Source organism: Lichenihabitans psoromatis (genome assembly GCF_004323635.1).
Taxonomy (GTDB): domain Bacteria; phylum Pseudomonadota; class Alphaproteobacteria; order Rhizobiales; family Beijerinckiaceae; genus Lichenihabitans; species Lichenihabitans psoromatis.
This window is the reverse complement of sequence record NZ_CP036516.1, coordinates 107,021-131,087: the sequence shown is the minus strand read 5'-3', so window position 1 is coordinate 131,087 and position 24,067 is coordinate 107,021. Positions and strand designations below refer to the sequence as shown.

Here is a 24,067-nt window from a genome sequence, read left to right as displayed (position 1 = left end):
CTTGCAAGGCCATCCAGAAACGATATCGTCTCGCCAATCCGAGCGCGGGCTTCTAAGAGCGATCCAGGCACACCACCGGCGCTCCGTCCTTAGGCGGCCACTTCAACAAGCGACAAAGGAATGATCTCTCCGCGCAACCTGAATGAAGCCTCTTGGGCTTGATAAGGCGCCAAAGCGTATTTGGGGTGACAGCGCCTACATATCTGGTGTCAAGCGTGCCGCGAGCAGGCCCTCCGCCCGGTCGGGCATTTGCTGTTCCGCTTTTTAGTAGGCCGGCGAGCGTTTGCAACATGTTCCTATAGGTTGGAACAAGAAGTTTAGTCAGTGACATAAATGCTCCCACAACGATGCCACTTTCTAGCTATGATGGGCCAGCAGGACCTGCGGCGAGAGGTGGCTCGGTTCGTCTGGACAGCCTCGCCGGCTTGTTAAGTGGATCGTCTGCCGGGTTTATGCCGCTGCGAGAAGCGGCTGGTTGAAGTAGGCATGGTCAGGCGTTTTCCGGCCCAGGCTCGAGTGCGGGCGTCTGCCGTTGTAGAAGTCGAGGTATCGGCCGATCGACCCCCGGGCATGGCTTACCGTCTCATAGGCCCGGAGATATACCTCCTCATATTTGACCGACCTCCAAAGCCGCTCGACAAAGACGTTGTCGCGCCAGGCGCCCTTGCCGTCCATGCTGATCTTGATCTCCCTGGCCAGCAGGACTTTCGTGAAGTCGATGCTCGTGAACTGCGATCCTTGATCTGTGTTGAAAATGTCCGGCGCCCCGAAGCGGGCTAAGGCCTCCTCGACCGCCTCGATACAGAAGTCCGCCTGCATCGTTATAGAAAGCCGCCAGCTCAGCACCCGCCGGCTGAACCAATCGACGACGGCGGCAAGATAGACGAAGCCCCGGACCATCGGCACGTAGGTAATATCCATCGCCCAGACCTGGTTCGGCCGCGTTACCGGCAGCTTGCGGAGCAGGTAGGGATAGATCTTGTGGCCCGGCGCTGGCTTCGAGGTGTTCGGCCTGCGGTAGATCGCCTCGATCGCCATGCGCTTCATCAGCGTCGCGACGTGCAGGCGGCCAACGGTGATGCCTTCGCGGGCCAGGAGGTCGCGCAGCATGCGACTGCCGGCGAAGGGATATTCCAGATGCAACTCGTCGATCCGCCGCATCAGCGCGAGATCGGCGGCCGGGACCGGGCGCGGCAGGTAGTAGATGCTGCCTCGGCTGATGCCGAGCTCTCGGGCCTGCCGGGCGACCGGCAGATCATGCGAGCGGTCAATCATCGTCTTGCGCTCGGCAACAGTCCGGCCTTGTCGAGCGCGCCTTCCAAAAAATCGTTGGCCAATGTCAGCTCCCCGATTTTGGCGTGGAGTGTCTTCACGTCGATCACCGGCGTTGCGGACGCGGCGCTCGGCTCCGATCCAAAGACGCCGGCAGCCCCGTCCAGAAGCTGCGAGCGCCACTGCGTGATCTGATTGGGATGCACGTCGAACTGCTGCGCTAACTCCGCCAGCGTCTTCTCGCCACGCACAGCCGCCAACGCCACCTTCGCCTTGAAGGCAGGGCTGTGATTCCGCCTGGGTCTCTTCGTCATCGTCTCTCCTGATCGCAGCCATCCTGGCCGCCTTCAGGCAGACAATCCACTCAGCCCGCTGTGCAGATTTGCCGAGCCACCTCTCTTCGGGTTTGTGCTTCTTCTGCGGCATCAAAGGCCCTCCAAAGGCTCAAAAGCCTACTTCACGGAGGACCACTTTTCAGGGGGCAGGCCAGTCTGTTATTACCAAAGTCGGCTTCAGCGGTGCGTCAAAGACAACTTCAGTGGTCTGTCCTCACCTCAGGATATCGTTGAATTACAGGATCGAAGTTTTCCGCCGCGAGTGAGCACTCAGTTTTGGTTTGTTCCCTGCAATAGGCTAAGGCTTTGGTTCGGGCATCCCCGATCGTGCGTTCGCCTTCACGCCAATACGCCCCCGACTCGGACCCCACTGCGAGGGCCTTTTCGGTCGGCATGCGAAGGTAAGCCTCGACGCTCTCCCGGTCTTGTGGCGACAGGTGAGCTAGCAGGGGGGCGAAATCTACCTCGTTCCAAGTTGGCAGCCCGTTCGCGCGGAGGAAGCCGTCCAATTCGGGCAACAGCAGTTGTCTTCCACCTGGTGCAAAGAACATCGTATGCCCGTCCCCCTGAAACGGCGGCAGCATCACTAGGTGGGTGTTGCCGCCACTGCCGGTGAAAGCAGCGCGCATGCGTCCGACCAAGCCCGGCCGGAACCAGCTATCGTTCTCTGCATAAAGCCAAAGCGACGGCATGTGAGCCGTCGAGCCAAACCGTGCAAAGTTCCACACCAAGTCGGAATCGTAAGGCGAGCAGGCCGGATCAGGTCGGAATGGCCCCAGGCGGCGGCCAAGACCACCCGAGACGTTGACCACCGCGGAGAGCCGCACGGACGGGCGCGCGGCGAGATCCATGACCGCAGCACCTCCGGCAGAGTCACCTATTGCAACTACGCGGCTCATATCTGCATCCGGCCGTTTCGCGATGCTGCGCAGCGCGGATTCCAGGTCATCACCGTGTGCGTCGAGGTAGCGGCCGACTTCTGGCGCCTTGCATGTACCAGCGTCATCGGCGATGTTGCCATCCGAATTTCCGTAGCCGCGGCGCATGACCGCAACGGCGAGCCAGCCACGATTTGCTAGATCGTGTGCCCAACCTCGCAGCCACTCGGTCGTTGCCGCGCGGGGGTCTCCTAGACTGGAGCCGTGTGTAATGAGGGCGACAGGCAATTTGTCCGTCCCGGGGCGGCGAACAATCAGCGCGTCAAGTGAATAGTCTCGACCGCCGATGACAACAGGAAGCCTACTTGAGTCTTCGATAACGGCGGCATCGGGCGCCGACTGCGCTGTAGTTTGGTGGAAGCCACCACAACAGGTCAGGACAAGAACGATAGATAGAACCGGCCCCCAGACGCGGTAGCTCACGACATTGCTTTCATCTGCGGCGTCGCCGGCCTCGCTTTGCCGCCAAGCAGCCTTGTACCATCGATCCTGAGCACACCATTAGTCTCCTCGGGGCAATAGAGTGTGTTACGCGTGCTGCCCAGTTCGGCACACAACTCGCCGACCTTCGTGCCGGGCTGGCCCATGGCCGCCTCAGCGATTAGCATGAGAAACTCTGCTCCACATAATACTGGTTACGTGACAGCGCACTCGAGCCAGGCAGTCGATCTAATTGATGCCATACAACCATTCACCTCGTCTATGCTCTGCAAACCGTATGCATAATGGATTACCGCACCGCACTGCAATCAGGTTTAACCAAAAGCTAGCTGCTGAAGCCCACTCTCATCAAAATTGCAGACAAGTGTGACAGGGGTGGACAGTTAGGCGGTGTGGACAAAGTGGATTCCCAAATCGGCTGATTGCTGATTCAAGGCTGCTCTCTGGGGAGAGTGGCTTGGTTCGCGGTTTGATGTCGGACGAGGAGTGGGCGTTCTTCGAGCGGTTTGTGATCGAGAAGGGACCGCAACGGGGTCGGCTTCCTCGCCATCCCCGGCTGGTGCTGGACGGAGTATTCTGGATCGCCCGGACAGGAACGGCCTGGCGTGACCTGCACAGCTATTTCGGCAAGTGGAACACAGTCTATCGGCAGTTCCGGCGCTGGACGCTTGCTGGGATTTGGGACGTGATGCTGGAGGCATTAAACGAGACTGGCGCAGGACAGAACAGCGTTCAGATGATCGATTCCACTGTCATCCGGGCCCATCAGCACGCCGTAGGCGCGCTAAAAAAGGGGGATGTGGACCAGGGTCTTGGCCGTTCTCGTGGTGGCTTCTCGACCAAGATCCATCTCCGCAGCAACGCCTTGGGCCTCCCCGTCGCGATCACCTTGAGCGGCGGTCAGGTCTCCGATGTGAAAGGCTATAGGCCCGTCATGGACGAACCTGGCCACAACCCCGCGTGCTGCTCGCCGAAAAGGGATACGACGCCGACTTCATCCGCCACGACCTGGCAGCCAGGGACGTCGCCGCCGTCATCCCCGCCAAGCGCAACCGTAAGGTCCAGCCCGTTATCGACGGTCACATCTATGCCCTGAGAAATACGGTCGAGCGCTGCTTCGCAAAGCTCAAACACAGCCGACGATTGGCGACGCGATACGACAAGACAGCCGACAGCTTCCTCGGCTTCGTCCTCGTCGCTTCAATCCGCTTGTGGGTCAGGCACTTTGTCAACACCGCCTAAGATTCATCATAGCCATATCAGGGAGAGTGCTTCGCCCGTCATTCGGGCGTCCTGCTGCAAAGCGTTCCGGATTGCAGCGTCTTTCGAGTCGTCGATCTTGACCACGACCGCCGCCCTCAATGTTACCTGGCAGGTCAGCAGTTTTGCTGCTGGCGTAGAGGGGAGCCGCTGCGCACGAACGGCCTATCGGCGGAGTTGGACCGACAGCTCTGGCAACTGAAGAGACGGGCGAGGTCCAAGACATGAGTGATGGCTTCTGGCCAAACGCTGCTATACAGTAGGCATATAGCCAGGAGCGCTGACATGGGACCACTTGAAGCACTCGGACTTTTAGTCGTCGAAACCGGACCGGGTTTGGAAAGGACGAGCCGACGTGAGGCTATCGACGCAACGAGACGCGGCTTCCCGATTGCAGGAATTGAAAACCTCGTAAGCTCGGGGCGGCTCACCATCGCTGAAATCGACCGGGTCATCCTTCCGCGCAAAACGCTCAGCCACCGCCGCAAGATAGGCACGCTGACACCTGAACAGTCGGATCGTCTCCTGCGGGTGGCCCGCATCATCGCGGCCGCGGAGGATACATTTGGCTCTCAGGAGAAAGCTTCCCGCTGGTTGCGTCGACCCTCAGAAGCGCTCCAGGGCGACGCGCCCATGGCGTTGCTCGATACGACGGAGGGCAATAGGGAGGTTGAAAACCTGCTGCACCGGATCGACCATGGTCTAGCGGCCTGATGCTGGTATGGCGAATCTGCCGAAAGCCGTATTCAGACTTATCCGGGGACGGCGCTAGACTTTACGGAGGCCGATGGAATTCGGCAGGCCGCCCGGTCATCTACACGGCCGAGACAGCTGCACTCGCGGTGCTGGAAGTGCGGGTACATCTCGACCTCGACTGGGATATCCTTCCCGACGACTATGTCCTGGTTGCAATCAGGCTGCCGGCTCGGACTCCTGAGGTGATTGCTGATATTCCGAGCGATCCTGTTGCGGCAGGTGATGCGTGGATCGCGTCGGGACGGTCCGCACTCCTTCAGGTTCCCTCCTTTGTCGTTCCGGAATCGCGCAACATCCTCATCAATCCCGCCCATGCGGATGTAGCCGGCGTTTCAATCGAGTCGACAAGGCCTTTCGTGTTTGACGAACGGCTCTGGCTGCCGCTGAGTTGGCCGCGCCGTGGCTATCACAGCCAACCTGTATGCTGCTCGCGGCGTTCGCCCGAACGGTTAGCGCTGTCGTGTTTCACACGGAGACGTCCCCGAAACCTGCTTGCAGGTTGCGAAGCGTCTCGGTCGCGATGGAGACATCTGGGTCGTGAATGCCGCCAAGAGTGGTGGCAAGCACGATCGCAAACTGCTCCCCCTGCGCCTGCTCTGAGGAGTCCAGGACGTCGCGGATGTTGCAGTTCTCTTCCCGAGGCACCGGCGGCGCACTGCCCAGGGACAGTGCCTTTGTGCGCTTCGACAGAGTTGGTGGCGGCTTTGAAATTAAAACAGAAAGCGGGTCAAGCTCACTCTCTGATCGTTCCCTTGTCGTAGGGGTTTTCTTTGCGGCCTTTGGCTTGCGAGCAGGAGACTTCCTGGCCGCTTTCGCAGGTCCAAGGGCGCTGGCCGCCTTACTGCCGTCTTCTGCCGGCTTGATCGGCGCAAGCGCTCCACCGAGAGTTTCGTCTTCCCACCCCGGAAGGGCCGGTAGCGCCGGAGGAGTTCCCTTCGCCACCTCGAACCGGCGCCGATACGGCTGATCCCGATAGTGCCGGATCTTCGTCAGCTGGAACGACCGCGAGTTCTTCACCATCAGAATGGCCACCCGCGCCGAAATCTCCCGCAACTCGAGCGGGCTCCGCAGCCGTCGCGGCGTGTAATGCGGGGCCCAGGCCCGCGGCGCGAAGATCCCCTGCCCCGGCCGCGCGACCGGTGTCTTGTAGACCTGCGTTGTCTCCCCGAGCATCTCCGACACGAATTCAGACGTGTCGAGATCGTTGATCTGGATGAACAGCTTGATCTGCGACCCGGATACCGTCGTGACGCGGGTGTTCCTGCCATAGAGCTCGTCGAGCTGGGCGATATCCTGCATGACGATCGCCATCCGGAAGCCATAGCCCGCACTGATCGTGATCTTGGAGACGAGCGAGTCCATCCGGCCGACGTGGTAAAACTCGTCGAGCATGAGCAAAACCTGGTGCGGCTCGTCGGGTCCCGGGATCTTGACCATCATGAGGTCGTGGATCTGCTGGAACAGGATGCGGATCAGGGGCCGGAAGATCGCGAGCTCGGCGATCGTGCAGCCGATAAAGATGGTCATCGGCTGACGCCGCAGCTCGCGGATGTCGAAATCTGATGTCGCGGTCGCCGCGGCGATCAGGCCGTTATTCCAGAGCGACATGGCCATGTTGACGTTGAACACGGCGGAGTTCCGTGTCTCGGGCTCGAGCGCGATGTACTGGTTGAAGGTGTCGGTGATCCAGGCAGGCAGGTGGGCGCGCTCGGTCTTCACGATGGCGCGCAGCACGGTCGAGATGTCCCGGCCTGTGGTTGTCATCCGGGCGACGGTTCGCATGTGCTGGGCACCGACGATCAGCGGGGAAGCAAGGACGTAGCCGATTAGTGCCGACAGAAGCAGCCGCCCTGCCCCGGCCCAGGTGTCGTCGGACTTTTCGGGGATGACGAAGGAGGCGACGACCAAGCAGTCGGTCGCCATCCGCTCGTCGCGTCGCACGAAGTCGAGCGGGTTGTAGCGATGAGTGTCGTTGGACCCGGGTGAGAACATGAAGACTTTGTTGCCCATCGCCTTGCGGTGATTGGCCAGCGCCTCGAAATTCTCCCGCTTGGGATCGAAGAAGACGGCCGACCCCCGCCAGAGATAGCCGTTCGGCAGGACGAAGCCGGTCCCTTTTCCCGATCGCGACGGCCCGACGACGAGAATGTGGGCTGGCTCATCCGAGCGGATCGTGGTGCCGTTGATGGTGCCGAGCACGATGCCCTGCTTGCTGGTGAGCCCCTGGCGGGTGGCGTCCATCAGGGTGCCGAACCGCGCAGCGCCGAACGGCATCTGCGGCCGGTTGATGAAGGTGAACAGGGCCCCGGCAATCCCGAGGCCGACCACCGAGGCCGCGGCCAGTCCGGCCCGGACGAGGGCTTCGGTCTGCGTCGCCGGATAGGTCAGCCGCGCCCAACAATGCTCCCAAGCCACCAAGCCGAAGCCGAGGGAGTGATCCGCGTTCTGCATCCGGAGGAGCGCCCAACGCCGCGTGCCCTCCCCAGGGAAGTGAGACGGCGCCCAGCGCAACGCGACGACGATCTCGTAGGCGAGGCTCCAGAGCAGCCAGAAGGCCAGGAGTGCGAGAAACGTGATCGCAATCCTATGGACGACGACGCGCGGCACGGGTCCCCCTCCCCTCGCTCGCCGATGACCCGGCCGTCGCTTGAATGGTGCCGCTGTCTCCTGCGCTCTCCCTCGCGGCGTGCCACGCGGTCATTTTGGAAAAATAGATTGCCGAGGTGCCGCGCCATCCGCCGATCTTGGTCTGCTGAATGACGATGGGCAGGACGGCCTTGATGTAGCCGATGATCTCGTCGTGCCGCAGGCCGAGGCCGGCCTGCATGACCATCAACGCGAGCTGCTCGAAGGCGCCGGTGGGGCTGTCGGCATGAACGGTGGTGATGCTGCCGGGATGGCCGGTGTTGATGGCGCGCAGGAAAGAATAGGCTTCCGGGCCCCGGATTTCGCCGAGGAAGATGCGGTCCGGCCGCAGGCGCATCGACGCTTGCAGCAGGGTCTCGACCGTGACCCGCGCCTCGCCCTGATCACCTTTCGAGGCCACCAGGGGCAAGAAGTTGCGCTGAACGGGCACGACCTCCCGCGTGTCCTCGATGGTGATGATCCGCTCGTGCGCCGGGACCTCCTTCAGGATGGCATTCAGGAAGGTCGTTTTGCCTGACGACGTGCCCCCGGAGAGCAGGATCGACGTGCTGCTATGAACCGCGAGCCGGATGAAGTCCTCGATGCGCCCGGCATGCAGATGCTCGCAGAGCCGCTGGTCGGTCTCGGACAGCGCGCCACCCGGCAATGTCGCGACACGCTCGAAAGCGCCGAGCCGCCGGTAGTCGTCGAGCCGCATGTCCTTGATGACCTGCTTGCGGATCGCAAAGGCCCCTCCTCCGGTTGTGGCGGGCGGCAGCACCCCCTGAAACCGCTCGCCCGTCGGCAGCGCGGCCGAGAGCAGCGGATGCTCCTCGTTGACACTCTGACCGGAATGACCGGCGACGCGCTCGGTCAGATGGCGGATCGCGGCCTCGGTCAGGTCGAGGACGTCGTGCCGCTCCATCGCGGCTTGACCGAACCGCTCGACCCAGACTTCGCCGGGTCCATTGGCGCAGATCTCGACGACCTGGTCGTCGAGCAGCCAGGGCCGGATCGGCTCCAGCGCCCTATCGAGGAAGACCGTCGGGCTTCGCAAGGCCACGTTCACGCTTGATCTCCTTCAGCGCTTCCCGGACGGGATCGGGGTAGAGGGATGAGAAATCGAGATCGCGCCGGACAAAGACGATGATCCGCGAGCCTTGGTCGAGATAGATGGTCGGCGGGATGTTGATCGAGTTCTTGAGGGCTTCCTGGGCGATGTTGGTCAGCGTCTGCGACACGTTCTGCGCCGCGATCTGGCGCGCGTGCAGGTTCAGTTGGTTCTGGGTGCCGCTCTGCGTCGTCGTGATCAGCCCGGTCAGCGGATCGGTCGTGGTCGTGACCGTCCCTGTCCCGTTATTCCCTGTGGTCTGGCCGTAGCTGCTCAGGAACTGCGAGACGCCACCAACCAGTGACAGCATGATCGCCGAGCCAAAACGCTCGATGTAGTGGTTGTCGACGAAGCCGGCATTGCCGGCGCGGCCGAGATCGTCGGTGCCGTTCGAGCCGAGCTGCACCGAAACGCCGTCCGATCGGAGCAGACGCGTCCAGACGACGAAGACGCGGGTCTGCCCCTGGGCGATGCCGGACTTGTATTCGCCGACGAGGCGTGTCCCGGCCGGGATGAGGATGCGACGCCCGTCGAAGGACCAGACGTTCTCCGCCGTCACTGCTCGGACCATGCCGGGCAGGTCGCTCTGCAGGGCCGTCTCCAGCACGCCGCGGATCATGGTGCCCTGGGCAACCAGGGCGTCGATCCGGTTGTTCTTGGTTGCCTTGGCGATCTCGACGCCGGCGGCCGAGACCGATGTCAGGAAGCGGTGGTTGGGATCGTCGTCGACGCCACCCGCGCCGCGCACGGCCTCCGCATCGGCGTTTGCCTCGGTCGGCGGCGCCGCCCCGTCGGTGATAACCTGGGGCGCCCGGAGCCGCTCCCAACGCCGACGCTCCTCCTCCTGGCGCTGCCGCTCCAGTTCGGCAAGGCGACGGGCTTCGTCGTCGCCGGGAGGAGCGAGGCCGAGAGAGGACTCGGGCGGCGGCGGTGCCGGGAGTGCGCCCGGTGGCGCGGCTGGCGGCGGCAGTGGCGTCGGGTCGACCGGTGCCACCGGGGCTGGCGGGATGACGATTGTTCCTGGATCGATTGGCGGCCGCGGCGACTGCAGTGACGGCGCAGGGAACTGGGTGGTGTTGAACTCCTCCCGGTCCGGCGTCGTCAGGCTTTTTGGGCCCTGTCCCATGGAGCCATGGATCATCCAGGCCGCGACGGCCACTGCGCCCAACGCGACGCCAGCCTTTAGCCAGGTGCCCAGCGCCGTTGTCCCTCGAGCGACGCTCGTCGACGCCGCGGATTCGAGCTCGAGATTGCGATAGTCCTGCAGGGTCGGCATCAGGCGTCAGCCTCCGGCCTTGGGTGCCGCCAAGCCGACCCGCTGCGGCGCGTAGGGCTCGAGCCCGTTCGGCTCGCGCAGGTTGGTCAGCCGGCGATTGAAGATGCACGTCGAGTCCGGCCCGTTGCGGAGCGTCCACTGCGGCGAGACCTTGTCGACCACAACAAAGGGACCCTCGGTGCGGAAATTGATCAGGCTCTCGTTACGTTCGCCGTCGACGATGTAGATCGCCGGCGTCTCGCCCTCGAAGCGGAACCAGGTCTTGATGCCATCGTCGAAAACGGCAACCGGCTTGTTAACGGAGGCGCCCTTGTAGCCGTAGTCGCTGTTCGCATTAGCGATGTTCAGGTCTTTCAGGTTCGGGTTCGCCGCCCGCTCCTTGGCGGCGGCGAGCAGCGCTGCGCTCGCCTCGTCATCGGGAAAGCGGAAGCGGACCGCGTAGATCTGCTGGCCCGGCGGCCGGGTGTTCGAGCGCAGCATGAAGGAGTAGATGCGCTTGTCGGTGACGACGTTGAGGTTCGAGCTCGCGTTCTTGTCGACAGGCTTGACGAAGATGATGTCGCCCTTGTGGTTGGGTTCGACCTTCCAGGCGAGGCTGTCGCCGAGCGCCAGGGTCTCGATCTTCTCGTCGGGCTGCAGCTCGACCATGGTCGAGGTCCCGTAGGTCGCGTCGATCGCTGTGACGTTGTCCTTGTTGTAGACGACGTCCCGCACGGGACGATGTCCTTGTTGTAGACGACGTCCCGCACGCGCGGGTCCAGGCGACCGGGGCGCGGCAGGGCCTCGCCGAACGCCGCGGTCCCGCCGAGTAGCAGAGCCACGGCAACGCACAGACCACGACGCATCACCGTTGCCCCACCGTACCTGGCGAAGGGGCCGTTTCCTGGTCGCGTCGATACTCGACCACCTGGAACCCGAGCGGATTGTCGAAGCGCCATTCGTTGCGCATCGGCGCCGCGGTGTAGCGGAAGCGGACGAGTGACACCCAATCGTGGTTGGCGACGTCCGTCGCCGTCTTCAGCTCGGTTGAGAAACGGACAAGAGCAGTGCGGCTGTTGGGGAACGTTACCGACTTGATCGAGACGCTCACCTCGGCGCCGGTCCCCAGAACCTTGAGGGGGTTCTGCGGGTTCGACGGCGCATAGAGGTCGTTCAGGTCTCGCGCGGCTTCGCCGGTCGCGAGCAACTGCGCCAGGTCGAAATTGTCCTTCAGCGACTTCGGGTCGTAGGTCTCGCGTGCCTTGACGTAGCGCACGACGTTGAAGGTCGTGACCGCCTCGTCCTGGCTGAGCGGCCCCTCGGCCATCGGCCGCTTGACCTCGACGAAGCCCGAGGTCTTGTCGACCACGACCATGTAGGGCTCGTAGGTCTTGAGCGGCACGAGCAGTGCCAGAGTCCCGAGGGAGCCGACGGCAACGACGCTCATGACGCTGGCGACGATCCAGGCGAAGGCGCGCGAGTTGCGATTGCGCCGCGCGATGTCGTGCTCCCAGGTGGCGCCGTCCGCGTAGTAGCGCGGGTCGATCAGCAGTGGCCCGTCGATCCGGATGTCGGTCACACTCAACTCCTTCCCCGGTTTTGGCCGGGATTCTTGATCTGGTCCGCGAGCCGCCTGAACTCCGCGGACTGCGACCAGGCAGCAGCACGCAGGCCTACGCGGACGCGCTGGCGGGATGCGAGCTCTTCCCGGCGCGAGATGGAGGCGGGGTTCAGCGGATTGCGAACGGCCAGACGCATGCGATTGGCGGCGGCCCCGAGACGGAAGCCCGAGACGGTCGCCAGCACCGCGCCGATGCGCGATCCGGAGATCGGGACGCCGCCGGCGATCGCGGCGGCGACATTGTTGATCTGGCTGAGCAGCAGCACCCCGATGATGGCGAGCAGCACCACGGGACCGATGGTGGCCCAGCTCGCGGTGCGGGTGTTGGCGACGCCATTCAGCGTGTCGATCGATTGCTGGATCAGCGACACGTAGAAGGCGAGGAACGCGTAGACGAGGACCTGCACCAGGAAATACTGCAGCAGCGCCCCGAGCCATCCGGAGAAGAACCGGGCCGTCACGCCGAACAGCAGCAGTATGATGAAGATCGGCGCCAGCGCGAGCAGAAGCCACATGAACAGTTTCGACAGGATGATGAGAAAGATCGCGAAGCCGATCAGAAGCGCCATGACGACGTAGAAGACGGCGGCGAAGATGTACGGACCCCAGTTGGTCAGGCCGGCATTCTGCAGAAAGGCCTGGGTCGCATTGTTGGTGGTGTCCCACATGTTCTGCAGCGCGGACTGGACCCCGTTGACGGAGGTAAGGTTCGCGGAGGTGCCGGTCCCGTTGGCGCTGGTGACGGCATCGAGCAGGGCGTTGCCGATCGCCGAAGGCCCCTCGTTCAGGAACGTGTAGGCGAAAGTCTGAAAATCCGCCCAAGTGGTCGCGAGGGCGTAGATGAGAAAGGCCCGGAACAGGCGGAAGGCATGATCGGCGGGGCCGCCCGTGGCGGTGCCCTGCCAGATGCCAATGCCCCAGACGATGACATAGAGCGTCAGCAGCAGCCCTGCGACGCCGACAGCCCCGCCCGATGTCATCGCATTCGACAGCGCTTTGTAGGCGGTCGAGACATAGTTCTCGCCGAGATGATCGACCGTCTGGAGCAGGGTCGTGATGCTGAAGGTGGCCATGCGCCCTCAGATCCGCCGCATCGGACCGCACCGGTCGAAGGAGCGGAATGGTTCGGGCGTCGTGTTCGAGGGTGCCGGGGCGTAGGCGAGCGGAGCGCCGCCCTCGTCCGGCGCGCAGGGCGCCTTGAGGGGCTTGTAGGCACAGCCGGACACCGCCAGGGCGGCCACTATGACGAGCAACGCGCGCGCGATCATTTCTTCGGTTCGGCGGGGGTCGTGAAGGTCATCGCTCGCGACAGGCCGCTGTCCGGCTCCGCAGTCGTGGCGGCCGAAGGCGCAGGGGCCTGTGGCTGCGGGCCGGGCCGGAACAATGCGACGCCAATCAGGATCGCGATGCCCAGGGCGAGCACGGCGGCGATCAGAGGTTTGGGTTTCAGCACAGGCAATCCTACTGCGTGAACTTCATGGCGCGCGCCACGGCGGACTCGGCGGCGATCCGGTCGAGGTTCGCCTGGTTGGCGGCCGTGGCGGCGTTGTTCACGACGCCGTTGAGCTCGTTGATGGTCTGGCCGGTCTGGATCTGAACCTGCGTGTTCTGGTCGACGCTGCCCTTGAGATCGGGCGCCTGCCCGATCTGCTGGCCGCCCTGCGTGAAGGCCGAGGAGCGCTGCTGGATCGCGCCCTGGGTCGAGGTGATGAGGCCCGACAGCGTCGCCGCGACATTCACGGCGTTGCGATAGGCGGTATCGACAGGATGGCTGGTGCCGGTCGCGAGCCCCGTCAGTGACTGGACGAGCTGCAGCCCGTTGATCAGCGTCGAGACGATGTTCTGGGAGGTCGCTCCCATGCCGGCGAAGGACAATGCGCCGCCGGAGATGACCGACCCGAGCGATGGCGCCTGCGCCATGGTGAAGCCGCTGCCAAGCGCCATCTGGGCGAGGCTCCCCTGGGCCTGCGAGCTGCGATCGCCGGTGACCGCCGCCAGCGTTTTTTGGGTGAACGTCATGATCTGCTGATCGGCGTTCAAGATCGCTTGCGTGTTGGTCGCGATCTCCTGGGCTTTTGCAAGGTTGGCGTTGTCAATGACCGGCATCAAGGCCCACGCCTCGAACGGTACGAGGAGGCTGCCGAGGGTCAGAGCGACGGCGGTGAGCCGGATGGATGGCATGCCGATCTCCTATCGGGCGCTGGATTGAAGGGTTGCCAGCACGCTGGCTGGCGCGACGATGGAAAGGGTGGCACCAGCTCCCTCGTCGAGGCTGCCGGCGACGCAGCCCGCGGTGCTCGACGCCGTGCTCGGGCAGGACGACGATCGGCACGGATCGGCGACCGTCCCCGTCCCGCCAAAGCCGACCGGGCAGACCGGGAAGACGGTGCTCGGCGCGGCGGTGACGCTGGTCCGCATGCCGATGGCGGCCCGGCTCGCATCGCTGGTTGCGGCAAGATTGAGCGCGTTCAGGGCCTGGACCCAAAAATTGGCCGAGCCGATGACGCTGTTCCAGGCGATGCCGTTCTGCAGCCGGGCCGCCGAGTTCATGTCGAGCGCCGCCGTAACGGTCGATCCCGTCCCGACCTGCCGGCTCGCGGCCTGGAACGAGGAGAGCGCGGCCGCGAGCGTGGTGTGGCTCGCCTCGAGCCCGGCCGCGACATCACCCGTCGACTTGAACAGGGTCTGGCTGTTGAGCGCGGCCCCTTGACTGCCGGCAACGGGAGCAGCCGGCATGTCCGGCGCGTAGGATTGAATCATGCCGCTGCCCGCGCCGGCCTGTGGCTGGACGGCGGGATCGGCGACGCTGGCTTTCTTGCCAGTCGTTACGGCGCAATGAACGCCCTGGTTGGCATCCTTGCGCTTGGTCGTGATCGGCACGAGCTGCACGGTCGACGACGAGGTGCGGGCGTGCTGGGTCAGCTCAGCGGCGTCGATGGTCGGGATCGACGCGGCGGCGCTGCCTGCGCAGAGACAGGTGATGGTGGACAGGACGCCGAGGCGGATCGCTCTCATGCCGCGGCCCGTCCCATGAAGATCGGCAACCAGGCGGCCGGATCATCTCCAAATTGGGCGCGTAACGCGTCGAGCTCGGCCACGGTCTCGGTGCGCCCTGACAGAACCTTGATGAGGTCCGGCATGCCGGCGAGGTTCAGGCGCGCGATCACGCTGTCGCGGCCGTGCTTGATCAGGAACGACCGGCTTTCCGGCACCGTGCTGCGGATCCATTCGACCTCCCGCGACGACAGCCGGAAGGCGCGGCCATAGCTCTCGTCGTCCGCTTTCGGATTGGGGAAGAAGACGTTGGTCGCGGTCTGCTCGATCAGCGTGCTGGCCGAGCTCGAGCGAACGATGTCGGCGGCCGATTGCGTGCCGAAGCCGATGATTCCGTTCTGCTTGCGGATGGTCTTCAGCTTGTCCTTGATGAAGAAGGCGAAGACCGGATCATCGAGCAGCCGCCAGCCCTCGTCCAAAAAGATCATGACGGGGTCGCCCGTCAGCAGCTCCTCGGTGCGATGGAAGATGTACATGAGCGCCGCGGTGCGGATGACGGGATCGTCGAGCACCCGGGTCATGTCGAACCCGAAGATGCTGGAGACGGAGAACTGGTCGGTCTCGTTGTTGAAGAGCCAGCCGCGCTGGTCCGGGCGCATCCAGCTCTCGAGCCGCGCCAGCAGATCCCCCTCCCCGGCCCGGATGCGTCCGCGCAGCAGGGTCGAGAAGGCCTTCAGCGTCCGCCCTTCCGGTCCGCCCCCGAGCACGGCCTGCACGGCGTTGCGGATCACCTGCTCCTCGGAGGCCGAGAGCTCGCCGCCATTGGCTGGCCGGAGCATGAAGCCCAACAACTGGAACAGGAACTCGCGGGTGCGCGCGGTGTCGGGAAGTGACAGCGGGTTGAACCCCGTTGGCTCGCCGGGCACCAGGATCTCGTAATGGCCGCCCATGGCGCGGATGAAGATCTCCGCGCCCCTGTCCTTGTCGACGAAAAGCAGCTTTGGACGCGGCAGAACCCGCTGGGACTGCGCGGAGATGAAGGAGAGGAAGACAGTCTTGCCGCTTCCGGACGGGCCGACGACCGTAAAATTGCCGAGGTCGCGGACGTGGTGGTTGTAGTAGTAGGCGGTCTGCGAGGTCGTCTCGAAGACTGAGATGGCGGGACCCCAATGGTTTCCGTCCGGCCGCCCGCTCGGGTAATTATGCAGGGACGTGAAGCCGGCGAAATTCTTCGACGAGATGACCGCCTTGCGCGCGATATAGGCGAAGTTTCCCGGGAGCTGGGCCCAGAAGGCCGGCTCGCAATTGAGGTCCTCGCGCGTCCAGATGACGGAGCGGTCGGTCAGCGCGGCGCCGACGACGGTGACGCTGGCCGCGACCTCCGCCAAGCTCCGGCCAAGGCACATCACCGACATGTGGTGCTCGCCGTAGATCGCCTCGGAGGCGAGCAGCTCGTCGCGGGCCTCGTCCAAGTGCTCGGCGACGATCGAGCCGGCCTCGTCCGACATGTCGACCTGGCGCGACACGCGGTCGATCTGGCGGGCGGCTTCCGGCCGGTCGACGATGGCGAAAGTCTGGGTCGCGATGAAGGCGTGCGGGACGCGCAGCAGATTGTCGAATGAGCCCGGGCCGGTCTGGGCCGGATATTCGCGGATCGACACCATGGCCGCGAAACGCGTGTCGTCCGGCCCGGCGCCGCGGATCTCGATGGCGTTCTTGCCGAAGAAGATGCGTTTTTGCGCCAGCGCATCGGCAAGTGCCATCCGCGGCAGGTGCATCGGCCGCGGCAACCCGCCATTGACGAGCTGCACTAGGAATTCGAGCGGCTCGGAGAACCAGACCCCGTCCCGCTTGACGACGCCGAGCTGCCGCGCGCCGTAGGCAGCGAGGTTCTCGCGCACGGCCGTCGCCGCATCGCGCAGCTCGGTCAGCGCGGTCTGTTCGGCCACGGAATCCCCGGCCTCATCCTTGCGGCCAAGCAGCTTGGTGAGTGCCGTGTCGAAGGTGCCGGCCTGTCCCTGCAGGCGCCGCCGGACGATCGTCACGTAGAGGTCGTTGACGAACATCTTCCGCTTGGAGAGCGCCGCGTCGTAGCGCTCGTCGATCTCGCGGCAGAGCGCATTGTCGAAGGTCGAGGCGATGACGGGCTGCACCTCGCGACGGACGATGTGGCTCGCGATGGCGAAGCGGGAGTTCGCGAGGGTCCGCACGACGTCGTTGCGGGCGAGCAGGCGGGCGTTGACCTCGCTCATGTCGGCAGTCTCGAAGGAATAGCCTTCGAGCTTCAGCACGGTCATGACCAGCCCGTCCCGCGTCCGGATGACGTGGTCGTCGACATGCCTTGTGTAGGGGATGTGCGTGCTGACCGGCCGTTCGCGGCGCGACACGGCGCCAAAGGTCAGCTCATCGAGAAGGGCGCGGGCTACCATGCCGAAACCTCAGGCGCAGTAACTGTCGGCGGCCCAGACGCCGCGCGTGCGGGGCGGGCAGCGGGTGGTCCTGACGAATAGGATTTCGAAGATGCGGTCGTCGCGCAGCGTCATCACATAGCCGAACAGGTGCAGTGGGATCGCGACCAGCAGCAGAAACAGGTTGTGAGACAGCAGGAAGCAGACCGACGACGCCACGCCGTTGAACATGAAATACACGTACGGGACGCCCATCAGGGTCGGCGCCCGCGTGAGCGCTTTCACCAGCGGAGTGATCAGCGGCTCTTCGAGATCGCGCTCCGTCACTGGCCGACCGCCGACTGGAAGAACTGGACGATCTGGGCAGAGCCGAACACCAGCACGATGCCGAAGATGACGCTGCCGGCGATGCCCCAGGTCAGGCGGCCCGACCAAGCGAAGAACCCGCAGGCGATCACGGCCAGGGTGGCAAGCGCGGTCGCGATGGATCCGGTGAGGGTCGACACCAGGGTCGTGAGGGTCGATTGGACCGGCTGCAACGACCCGCTCGATTGGGCACTGGCGGCGTCGATGCCGAGCAGCAGGGCGCAGACTGGGACCAGCAGACGGGGAAACAAGAATGGCATCAAATCCGACCTTTCAATCGACATGCATGACGAAGCCATCGCTCCAGGGCGGAGCGGCATTTGGCTTTGCGGATGAAGTGGAGGCGCCGGTTTCGGGCGCGACCTCGACGATGCCCGGAGCGGCGGCCGCCGCCGTCACGTCACGGGCTCGCGCTGAGGGCGCGGTCGCCGGCCAGGCGTAAAAATCGTTGATGACGTCGGCGACGAAGCGGACGGTCTCGGGAAACGGCGGGACGCCTCGGTTCTTGAGAAGCGCCTCTTCGCCGGCGTTGTAGGCGGCCAGGATAAAGAAGGGATTCCGGTAGCGGTCGTGCAGCATGCGCAAGAGCCGGATGCCGCCCCGGATGTTACCGGCGGGATCGCAGAGGTCGACCCCGAACCGCTGCGCCGTCTCGGGCATCAGTTGCATGAGACCGTAGGCGCCCTTTTCGGACAGGTCGGTCGACTTGAAGTGGCTCTCGATCTTGGCGACTGAGATCACAAAGTCGGGGAAGAACCCTTCCTCTATGGCGATCCGGGCGACGAGCGTCTTGGCTGTGTCAGGGGGCAGCGACACGGCATCACGGCATAGTCTGCCCGGCGCCTTGGCAGGCGTGTCGGCTTCAGTCGCCGCGGCCCGGGCGGGGACGATATGTCCGGCGGCATCGACCGAGGCAAGGATGGTCGATGCCGCACGCGCCGCGCTATCCCCGCCACAGACCACCTGTGTTGCCGCCAAAGCAATCCCGACCGCCAAACAGACCCTCATATGTCCTCCCGATCAAATCCGTTATGGACATTATAACAGACATTGTTAATCTCGCAACAGACCTGCGATGCTGTTTCAGCCAGCATCCGGGCAATTGGACGAGGACAAGTCGAGACCGTGACCGAAGCGCAACAGACCGAGATGCCGCGGAGGTGGCCTGAGACCTGGCGGCTCGCGGCCGGTCTCTTGATTGGTTCTCTCCTGGTCGCGTGGCCCGCCGCTGGGCAGTCCGCCGCGCCGGCTTGGGCGCCCGTCGCCGCTTCTGCCGCCTATCAGACCGGCGACAGCTGGACGGATCATGGCCTCACCTATCGGCTCTACGGCGTTCAATCCTGCCTGCGCGGCACGACCTTCACGAACGCGCATGGGCAGGTCCGAGATTGTGGCGAGACCTCCCTCGCCATGCTGGTCGCCCTGATCCGCGACCTGCATCCGCAATGCATCGACGCCGGCAAGACACCGCGCTCGAGCACGGTCCTTGTCTTCTGCATCGCCCAGCCGACCGCCGGCGCCGGAGCGGGATCTCGCATCGATCTTGGCACCGCCCTGATCGCGACCGGCTTTGCCTTCGCGGCCCTCGGCCCCGACGGTCAGCCGATCCACCCGCCCTACCTGGTCGCCGAGCTCGTCGCCCAGCGGACCCATGCCGGTCTCTGGGCCTTCGCCGACCTGCCGGACCCCAATGCGATCATCCTGCGGGCGCTTGGCAAGCAGCGCGCAGCCGGGTCCGGCGTCCCATCGCCGGCGACGCCATCCACCCCGACACCCTGACCTCTCATCGAAACGCGAGCCGAAGATCCATGCGAACCACGAATCTGTTCATCCTCCGTGGCCGGGTCGGCCAGGCGCCCAAGGCTTTCGGCAAGGCGGCCAAGGTCAATGTCGCGACGGATCGCTTCCGGACCGACACTGAGGGCAAGCGGCAGGAGGAGACCGACTGGGTCACGGTGACCTTGCTGAACGAGAAGGTCGCCGCCTGGGCGCTCGCGAACGTCCGCAAGGGCGATGGCATCTACGCCGAATGCCGTGTCGCCGACGGCTCCTACAAGAAGGACGGTGAGACGGTCTATACGACCGACATCATCGCCAACGCATTCCACAAGCTCGATCTCGGCGCGCGGGACGATGCGGAAGCCTGAGCGCTCGGCGATCACGATGCTGGCGACCTCGATCGGCATCGCTGGCCTCGGGACGGCCGCGACCGCAGCGTCTACCGTGCCGGTTCGCGGCGGCCTTTACGAACCAGGGAGCGTCCCACAAGCGACGCCGCTCCGGGTCGAGGTCCTCGACGGAACGCGGCTCCGCGAGATCGAGACCGGCGCCGTCTATCGTCTCTACGGGATCGCAACCTGCATGCCGGGCCAGGACGCCCACCTCGGCCGTCAGCCCTGGCCTTGCGGCACCATGGCGACGGCCTGGCTGGTCACCGCGACTCTCGGCAAATGGCTGTCCTGCGCGACGCTTCGCGACGAGGCCGGCGAGCATCTGGCGCGGTGCGCCTCCGCCGACCATGCCGACCTCATCGCCGCAATGCTCCGAGACGGCATCGCCGTCACACTGCCGCCGACGGAGCAGGATCCTTCCATCCGCGCCTACACCTCGGCCGAGCGCGAAGCCCGCAAGGCTTATCGCGGCCTCTGGGCCAGCAGTTTCGAAATGCCATGGGACTACCGCGTGCGGATTGCTCATGACGCTGCAGCCATCAAACTCCCGGAGGCGGACCATTGAAGCGCGCGGTCCTGCTCCTTCCGGCTCTGCTGGCCGCAAGCGGCTGTGCGCCTCCGCCCCCGACACCCGTCGCGGTCATCACGCTTCCAAGCCAGGAGCCGCTCTACGCCCCGCAGCGGGTTATTCCGGGGCGACTGGAATACACGCCGGACGGGTCGACCTTCGCGCCGATCTTGACGGAGCGCGTCTCCTACCCCACGCAGGATCAGGCGAATGACGCCTTCCGGCGGCGCCTCGTCGACACCGTTGCGGTGCGCGCCGGGCCCTCATCCGTATGGCTCTTCGGATGCAAGCCGGGGGCGCTGAATCAACGGACGGCCCGCATCGTCCGGTTCCGTGGTCCGGTCGTCCATTGCGCGACGGACCTCCTTGATCCGGCCGGCCGGCGTCTCGATCGCCAGACGATCAACTTCGCCTACGACGGCGCGATCTGGCAGATGCAGCCCGTCGATCCGCCGCGGACCGCCGTGCCGTGGCGTGGCCGGGAGGGCTCGCCCAAGGATCCCTGGAGCTGGGTGCCGGGGCGGGACCGTTATGAATAGCGCCCGGCGAATTCGGCGAAGCCGGTTTTGCGCGTACATCAGAATGGATGTTAGTCGGAACGCGAGGAGTTCCGTCGCGGCCACGGTTGAGCGTTGCGGCGTCCGACTCGCGGTCGGAACCGCCCTCTTCGCCGCGACGTGCGGCAGCGGTATTGCGCAGACACCCACGCCGGATCCGACCGCATGGCGGCCGATGTCCTACGCCGATCTGCAATGGCCGACAGCCGCCACGGGCACCTATGCCGACATCTGGAAGGATGCGATCGACCAAAACAATCGCGCCTATGTGGATCGCGGTGACCGGCGTTTCGCTGACGGCAATGCGCCGGTGACGGAAGCGCATTTCGTGATCTGGAGCCCCCGGAAGTCCATCGTCCTCAGTGTCCTCGACACGGCGACCGCGTGCACCCTGAAAGAGGTGCGGGCATCCGTCCACGCAACGATCAGGATGTGCCCCATGCGGCTGGCCGTCTACGAAGGTGTCGTCGTCCATACCCTCGATGGCGGCCGGGGCTGCTATCTCGAACGATCGGCCGCGGCGCTGGGCGAGACGCCGGACGCCGACATCGCCGCAGCCTACGCGTCGTACGAGCCCACGACGCGGACCATCCGCACCGGCTTCGTCGTCGACCACCGCCCTGTCGAGGGCTGCTCCCAGGCCATCCCCCTGCCCCCGTCATGATCGGCGACGCAGCCTCCAGACCGCACGACACCACCAGGACCTCGCATGCGACTTCGTTTCCTGACCTTTGCCCTCGCCCCACTCGCCGTCGTCGGGATTTCCGCTGCACAGTCCTCTCCGGGCGCTTGGCAACCGATGGCCTTCCACGATTTCCGGACGCCCTCGACGACCGATCCGCTGCAGACGCTGGTCTGGCCGGACGTGATCCGGGAGGCGAACGCCTATGTCACGACGGAGCTCAAGCGACCTTTGGACGGCAAGAACGCCCTCGTGACGGCGCTCTCGGCCACCTACAACGACGGCGGCCGCACCGTGATGGTCAGCATCGCCTTGTCGCGCCAATGCGACAGCGGCGCCAACGACAAGAACGCCGGGATCGAGCCCTCCACCTGCCCGGTGCGGATCGCGACTTTCGACGGTGCCAAGCTCCTGTCGATCAAAACCGTAACCGGCTGTTACGCCGACCATGCCGATCCCGACCTCCCGGCGAAGAACCGCAGCGACGACACCTTTGCGCGCTTCGATCCGGCATCCGGCACCGTGCAGCTTAGAACAACGGTGGGCGGGAAGATCGTCCCGTCCTGCAACCGGACGGTGTCGATCAAGTGACCGCTCTCCGGCCCGCTGCCGGGCGCCGTGGCTTCGTCGCGGCCGCCCTCATCCTGCTGTCGTCCGCTTTTCTGCCGATCGGCACCGTCCCGGTGACCGCGGCGGGTGCGCAATATTGCGAGCGGACCAATTATTCGGCCCAAGAGATCACCGATGCAGTCCAGAACTCCTCGCTACGCGACGATCTCAAAGCAACGTCGTGTTCCCTCGGCGGCCTTGGCCGCTTCGAGTCGGGCGGCAACAAGGGCGTCTACAACGGCAGCTGCTGCACCGGCATTTTTCAGCTGAACAACGCCAACATCCAGAAATATGCCGGGACGGACCGGGCGGGCTACGGTTGCGAGTCGCTGCAGCAGCAGACCGACGCCTGGGCGAATCTCACCAACGACGGGTACAATTCGTCCGCGGTGCGCCAGCTCGCCTCGATGTCGACGTTCGACGGGCAGCCCGTCGACGCGAGCCTCATCGCGGCCTGCATTCAGCTCGGCACCGGCAACTGCCAGAAGATGGTGGCTTCCGGCAAATGCTCGGGCTTCTCCGACATCAACGGCACGACGATCTGCGGCATGGCCAAGAATGCCCGAAGCCTGGCCGATCCCAACTGCCAGAACGGCCAGGGGACGTGCGGCCCGGCGGGACCGGGAGACTATCCCACCACGACCGGTGTCGCGGCCAATCCGCCGAGTGCGGCGTCGGCTTCGATCATCGTGTCGTCGTCCGAGGTCTGACTAGGGACCGGAGGCGAGCCTCTCTCCGCCGCAAAAGAAAAGGCCGCCTCACTTTTCGCGGGCGGTCCAAGTCTAAGGGAGGAAACGCCCAAGAAGGGCATGCTTCGCGTGCGATGCACCATGGATATGGCATGGTGCGTTTGTGCACGACAGTCCCGCAACCACATGGCAGATACGCGCCGATCCACACCGATCGGCAACCGTATCGTCCCACCGCTTCGCCGCTTGAAGCGAGTTGGGTCGGGCGGTCTCGGCCGCCCCGACCCGACGGGTTCGAGGAAAGCCCATCGTGTCGAACCCCATCCTCTGCCGAGGGCACACGGTGCAAATGGCATCTGGCGCTATGCGCCGTTACCCGTGTCCGGCAGGATAAGCAGGCGGAAGGCGGCCAGCTGCTCCTGCGTCGCCTCGCAGAGCTCGCCGCCTCGATAATATGCGTAGACGAGGGCCCAGAAGACGACATCGTCCGACCGGCCGGCGAACAGAGCCTTTTGCAACGAACGGCTGATCAACACCACGGCGCGGATCGGCTCGTAGCGCGCGTGCACTTCCTGCGCGACAAGCTTCGCGTCTTTCATACGGATCAAAGGTCCAACTCCGGTTGTCAGGGTGCTCAGGCGGCCGAGCTCTGCCGCTCAGGGCGCTCCAACACCGGTCCGTCGCAGCCGCGTGCCTGGCGGATGGTCGTGAGGGTCTCGCCCGTGAACGACATGCGAAGGGCGACGACTTCGTCGCGGCCGATCTTCTTCGGGAAACCGAGAGGTCGAACGAAGAAGCGGAGCTGCATCGCGATAACCATCAATCGCCAATCGATGGCTACCGTGACGGTGTCGACGCGGTTGGCCATTCCCCCTTCGACGACGCCCTGCGCCAGTTCCAGGAACGCGCCGTTCGCCCGTGGCCGGACCTCGCGGTGGCTTGGCGCCACGCAGAAGCGGGTCCATTCGAAGACCCGCGGCCCTCGGGGTGGCTTGGTCCGGCAGAGGTCTCCCAGCACGTCGGTCAAGAGGTGTCGCCGCGTCGTCGGTAGGAGCCGCTGATAGCCGACGATCTCTTCGTCGCGCAGGCAGACCTGATGGATCGCATGCGCATCGTCGAACTGGTCGCGCTCCCGCGCATCAGGTTGGCGGAGATCCTCCCAGCCCTTCTCGTCCACGAAGACACCGTGCCGGAACCGGAAGACCCGATCCATCAGCTCCTGATGTGCGCTGACCTCGGACCCGTGTATGACTTTGAGCATCGAAACCTCCTCGACGTGTTGCCTGAGGAGGAAAAAGCCACAGAGGGGCGGGCCACGGTATGGGTAGAAATGCCCACTCCCAGTTGTGACAATCGATGGTCGGTCTGACGGGCCGCGTTGGGGGAGAATACAACGAACCGGCTGGGTG

General features: G+C 64.7%; 27 protein-coding genes and 1 pseudogene. 10 read left to right on the top strand and 18 right to left on the bottom strand.

Features of this window, described 5'->3' with window-relative positions; genetic code table 11:
- Positions 1-450: 450 nt before the first annotated feature.
- Both EY713_RS22225 and EY713_RS22220 read right to left on the bottom strand, forming a co-directional pair.
- A protein-coding gene (locus tag EY713_RS22225; RefSeq protein WP_131120261.1) for an IS3 family transposase occupies positions 451-1,586 on the bottom strand; the annotation gives its coding sequence in 2 pieces (ribosomal slippage) (positions 451-1,319 and positions 1,319-1,586; 1,137 coding nt in all).
- Between the two features lie 221 nt (positions 1,587-1,807).
- A complete protein-coding gene (locus tag EY713_RS22220; protein ID WP_131120259.1) occupies positions 1,808-2,653 on the bottom strand; it encodes a dienelactone hydrolase family protein in 846 nt (281 codons plus the stop codon).
- Positions 2,654-3,458: 805 nt separating this feature from the next.
- Here EY713_RS22220 and EY713_RS22210 point away from each other — a divergent pair.
- The 3 genes and pseudogenes from EY713_RS22210 to EY713_RS22200 all read left to right on the top strand — a co-directional run.
- Positions 3,459-4,228, top strand: a protein-coding gene (locus tag EY713_RS22210; RefSeq protein WP_245573054.1) for an IS5 family transposase whose coding sequence is annotated in 2 segments (ribosomal slippage) — positions 3,459-3,930 and positions 3,930-4,228 — 771 coding nt in all. Because the reading frame shifts where the segments join, the coding sequence is not laid out codon by codon here.
- A gap of 249 nt (positions 4,229-4,477) precedes the next feature.
- Positions 4,478-4,960 carry a type II RES/Xre toxin-antitoxin system antitoxin gene (gene parS, locus EY713_RS22205; RefSeq protein WP_245573053.1) on the top strand — a complete coding sequence of 161 codons (483 nt, stop codon included), beginning with the start codon at positions 4,478-4,480 and terminating at the stop codon, positions 4,958-4,960.
- Positions 4,960-5,316: pseudogene (locus EY713_RS22200) on the top strand (RES family NAD+ phosphorylase); the annotation flags it as partial. The gene parS and the pseudogene EY713_RS22200, both read left to right, overlap by 1 nt.
- A 151-nt stretch (positions 5,317-5,467) precedes the next feature.
- Here the strand turns inward: EY713_RS22200 and EY713_RS22195 are convergent.
- From EY713_RS22195 to EY713_RS22130, 14 genes are all read right to left on the bottom strand, one after another.
- Positions 5,468-7,609 (bottom strand): type IV secretory system conjugative DNA transfer family protein, encoded by a 2,142-nt coding sequence (locus EY713_RS22195; RefSeq protein ID WP_131120257.1) that lies wholly within the window; start codon positions 7,607-7,609, stop codon positions 5,468-5,470.
- Positions 7,587-8,696 carry a P-type DNA transfer ATPase VirB11 gene (virB11, locus tag EY713_RS22190; protein ID WP_131120255.1) on the bottom strand — a complete coding sequence of 370 codons (1,110 nt, stop codon included), beginning with the start codon at positions 8,694-8,696 and terminating at the stop codon, positions 7,587-7,589. Before virB11 ends, EY713_RS22195 begins: the two co-directional genes overlap by 23 nt.
- The gene (virB10, locus tag EY713_RS22185; RefSeq protein WP_131120253.1) at positions 8,656-10,014 is read right to left on the bottom strand and encodes a type IV secretion system protein VirB10; all 1,359 of its coding nucleotides are present in this window, start codon (positions 10,012-10,014) and stop codon (positions 8,656-8,658) included. The genes virB11 and virB10 overlap by 41 nt, the downstream gene beginning before the upstream one ends.
- A gap of 6 nt (positions 10,015-10,020) precedes the next feature.
- Positions 10,021-10,728, bottom strand: a complete 708-nt coding sequence (locus tag EY713_RS22180; RefSeq protein ID WP_245573051.1) for a TrbG/VirB9 family P-type conjugative transfer protein — start codon at positions 10,726-10,728, stop codon at positions 10,021-10,023.
- A 130-nt stretch (positions 10,729-10,858) separates the two neighbouring features.
- Positions 10,859-11,572: a VirB8 family type IV secretion system protein gene (locus tag EY713_RS22175; protein WP_131120251.1), complete on the bottom strand. Its 714-nt coding sequence runs from the start codon at positions 11,570-11,572 to the stop codon at positions 10,859-10,861.
- A gap of 2 nt (positions 11,573-11,574) precedes the next feature.
- Positions 11,575-12,687: a TrbL/VirB6 family protein gene (locus EY713_RS22170; RefSeq protein WP_131120248.1), complete on the bottom strand. Its 1,113-nt coding sequence runs from the start codon at positions 12,685-12,687 to the stop codon at positions 11,575-11,577.
- A gap of 6 nt (positions 12,688-12,693) precedes the next feature.
- Positions 12,694-12,867 (bottom strand): hypothetical protein, encoded by a 174-nt coding sequence (locus EY713_RS22165; RefSeq protein WP_245504430.1) that lies wholly within the window; start codon positions 12,865-12,867, stop codon positions 12,694-12,696.
- An 11-nt stretch (positions 12,868-12,878) separates the two neighbouring features.
- Positions 12,879-13,067, bottom strand: coding sequence for a hypothetical protein (locus EY713_RS22160; protein WP_131120244.1), 189 nt, complete (start codon positions 13,065-13,067; stop codon positions 12,879-12,881).
- A gap of 8 nt (positions 13,068-13,075) precedes the next feature.
- A complete protein-coding gene (locus EY713_RS22155) occupies positions 13,076-13,795 on the bottom strand; it encodes a type IV secretion system protein (RefSeq protein WP_131120242.1) in 720 nt (239 codons plus the stop codon).
- Positions 13,796-13,804: 9 nt separating this feature from the next.
- Positions 13,805-14,629, bottom strand: a complete 825-nt coding sequence (locus tag EY713_RS22150; RefSeq protein WP_131120241.1) for a hypothetical protein — start codon at positions 14,627-14,629, stop codon at positions 13,805-13,807.
- Positions 14,626-17,037 carry a VirB4 family type IV secretion/conjugal transfer ATPase gene (locus EY713_RS22145; RefSeq protein ID WP_131120239.1) on the bottom strand — a complete coding sequence of 804 codons (2,412 nt, stop codon included), beginning with the start codon at positions 17,035-17,037 and terminating at the stop codon, positions 14,626-14,628. Before EY713_RS22145 ends, EY713_RS22150 begins: the two co-directional genes overlap by 4 nt.
- 9 nt (positions 17,038-17,046) lie before the next feature.
- A complete protein-coding gene (locus tag EY713_RS22140) occupies positions 17,047-17,343 on the bottom strand; it encodes a VirB3 family type IV secretion system protein (protein WP_131120236.1) in 297 nt (98 codons plus the stop codon).
- Complete coding sequence (locus tag EY713_RS22135; RefSeq protein ID WP_131120234.1) at positions 17,340-17,642, bottom strand: TrbC/VirB2 family type IV secretion system protein; 303 nt, start codon at positions 17,640-17,642, stop codon at positions 17,340-17,342. Before EY713_RS22135 ends, EY713_RS22140 begins: the two co-directional genes overlap by 4 nt.
- Before the next feature lie 13 nt (positions 17,643-17,655).
- On the bottom strand, positions 17,656-18,390 hold the full coding sequence (locus EY713_RS22130) for a lytic transglycosylase domain-containing protein (RefSeq protein WP_131120232.1): 735 nt from the start codon (positions 18,388-18,390) through the stop codon (positions 17,656-17,658).
- A 141-nt stretch (positions 18,391-18,531) separates the two neighbouring features.
- Here EY713_RS22130 and EY713_RS22125 point away from each other — a divergent pair, with 141 nt between their 5' ends.
- From EY713_RS22125 to EY713_RS22095, 7 genes are all read left to right on the top strand, one after another.
- Positions 18,532-19,161, top strand: a complete 630-nt coding sequence (locus EY713_RS22125) for a thermonuclease family protein (protein ID WP_425374379.1) — start codon at positions 18,532-18,534, stop codon at positions 19,159-19,161.
- A 29-nt stretch (positions 19,162-19,190) separates the two neighbouring features.
- Positions 19,191-19,529 carry a single-stranded DNA-binding protein gene (locus EY713_RS22120; protein ID WP_131120230.1) on the top strand — a complete coding sequence of 113 codons (339 nt, stop codon included), beginning with the start codon at positions 19,191-19,193 and terminating at the stop codon, positions 19,527-19,529.
- Positions 19,516-20,118 carry a thermonuclease family protein gene (locus EY713_RS22115; RefSeq protein WP_245573049.1) on the top strand — a complete coding sequence of 201 codons (603 nt, stop codon included), beginning with the start codon at positions 19,516-19,518 and terminating at the stop codon, positions 20,116-20,118. Before EY713_RS22120 ends, EY713_RS22115 begins: the two co-directional genes overlap by 14 nt.
- Positions 20,115-20,660 carry a hypothetical protein gene (locus EY713_RS22110; protein ID WP_131120228.1) on the top strand — a complete coding sequence of 182 codons (546 nt, stop codon included), beginning with the start codon at positions 20,115-20,117 and terminating at the stop codon, positions 20,658-20,660. The genes EY713_RS22115 and EY713_RS22110 overlap by 4 nt, the downstream gene beginning before the upstream one ends.
- A 193-nt stretch (positions 20,661-20,853) precedes the next feature.
- The gene (locus EY713_RS22105) at positions 20,854-21,342 is read left to right on the top strand and encodes a hypothetical protein (RefSeq protein ID WP_131120226.1); all 489 of its coding nucleotides are present in this window, start codon (positions 20,854-20,856) and stop codon (positions 21,340-21,342) included.
- 45 nt (positions 21,343-21,387) lie between these two features.
- Positions 21,388-21,951, top strand: coding sequence for a hypothetical protein (locus EY713_RS22100; protein WP_131120224.1), 564 nt, complete (start codon positions 21,388-21,390; stop codon positions 21,949-21,951).
- Complete coding sequence (locus tag EY713_RS22095; RefSeq protein ID WP_245573048.1) at positions 21,948-22,679, top strand: hypothetical protein; 732 nt, start codon at positions 21,948-21,950, stop codon at positions 22,677-22,679. Before EY713_RS22100 ends, EY713_RS22095 begins: the two co-directional genes overlap by 4 nt.
- A 341-nt stretch (positions 22,680-23,020) precedes the next feature.
- On the opposite strand, the gene EY713_RS22090 is transcribed toward EY713_RS22095, so the two are convergent.
- Positions 23,021-23,257, bottom strand: a complete 237-nt coding sequence (locus EY713_RS22090) for a hypothetical protein (protein WP_245573047.1) — start codon at positions 23,255-23,257, stop codon at positions 23,021-23,023.
- A gap of 35 nt (positions 23,258-23,292) precedes the next feature.
- Positions 23,293-23,919 carry an acyl-homoserine-lactone synthase gene (locus EY713_RS22085; protein ID WP_131120221.1) on the bottom strand — a complete coding sequence of 209 codons (627 nt, stop codon included), beginning with the start codon at positions 23,917-23,919 and terminating at the stop codon, positions 23,293-23,295.
- Positions 23,920-24,067: the final 148 nt, after the last annotated feature.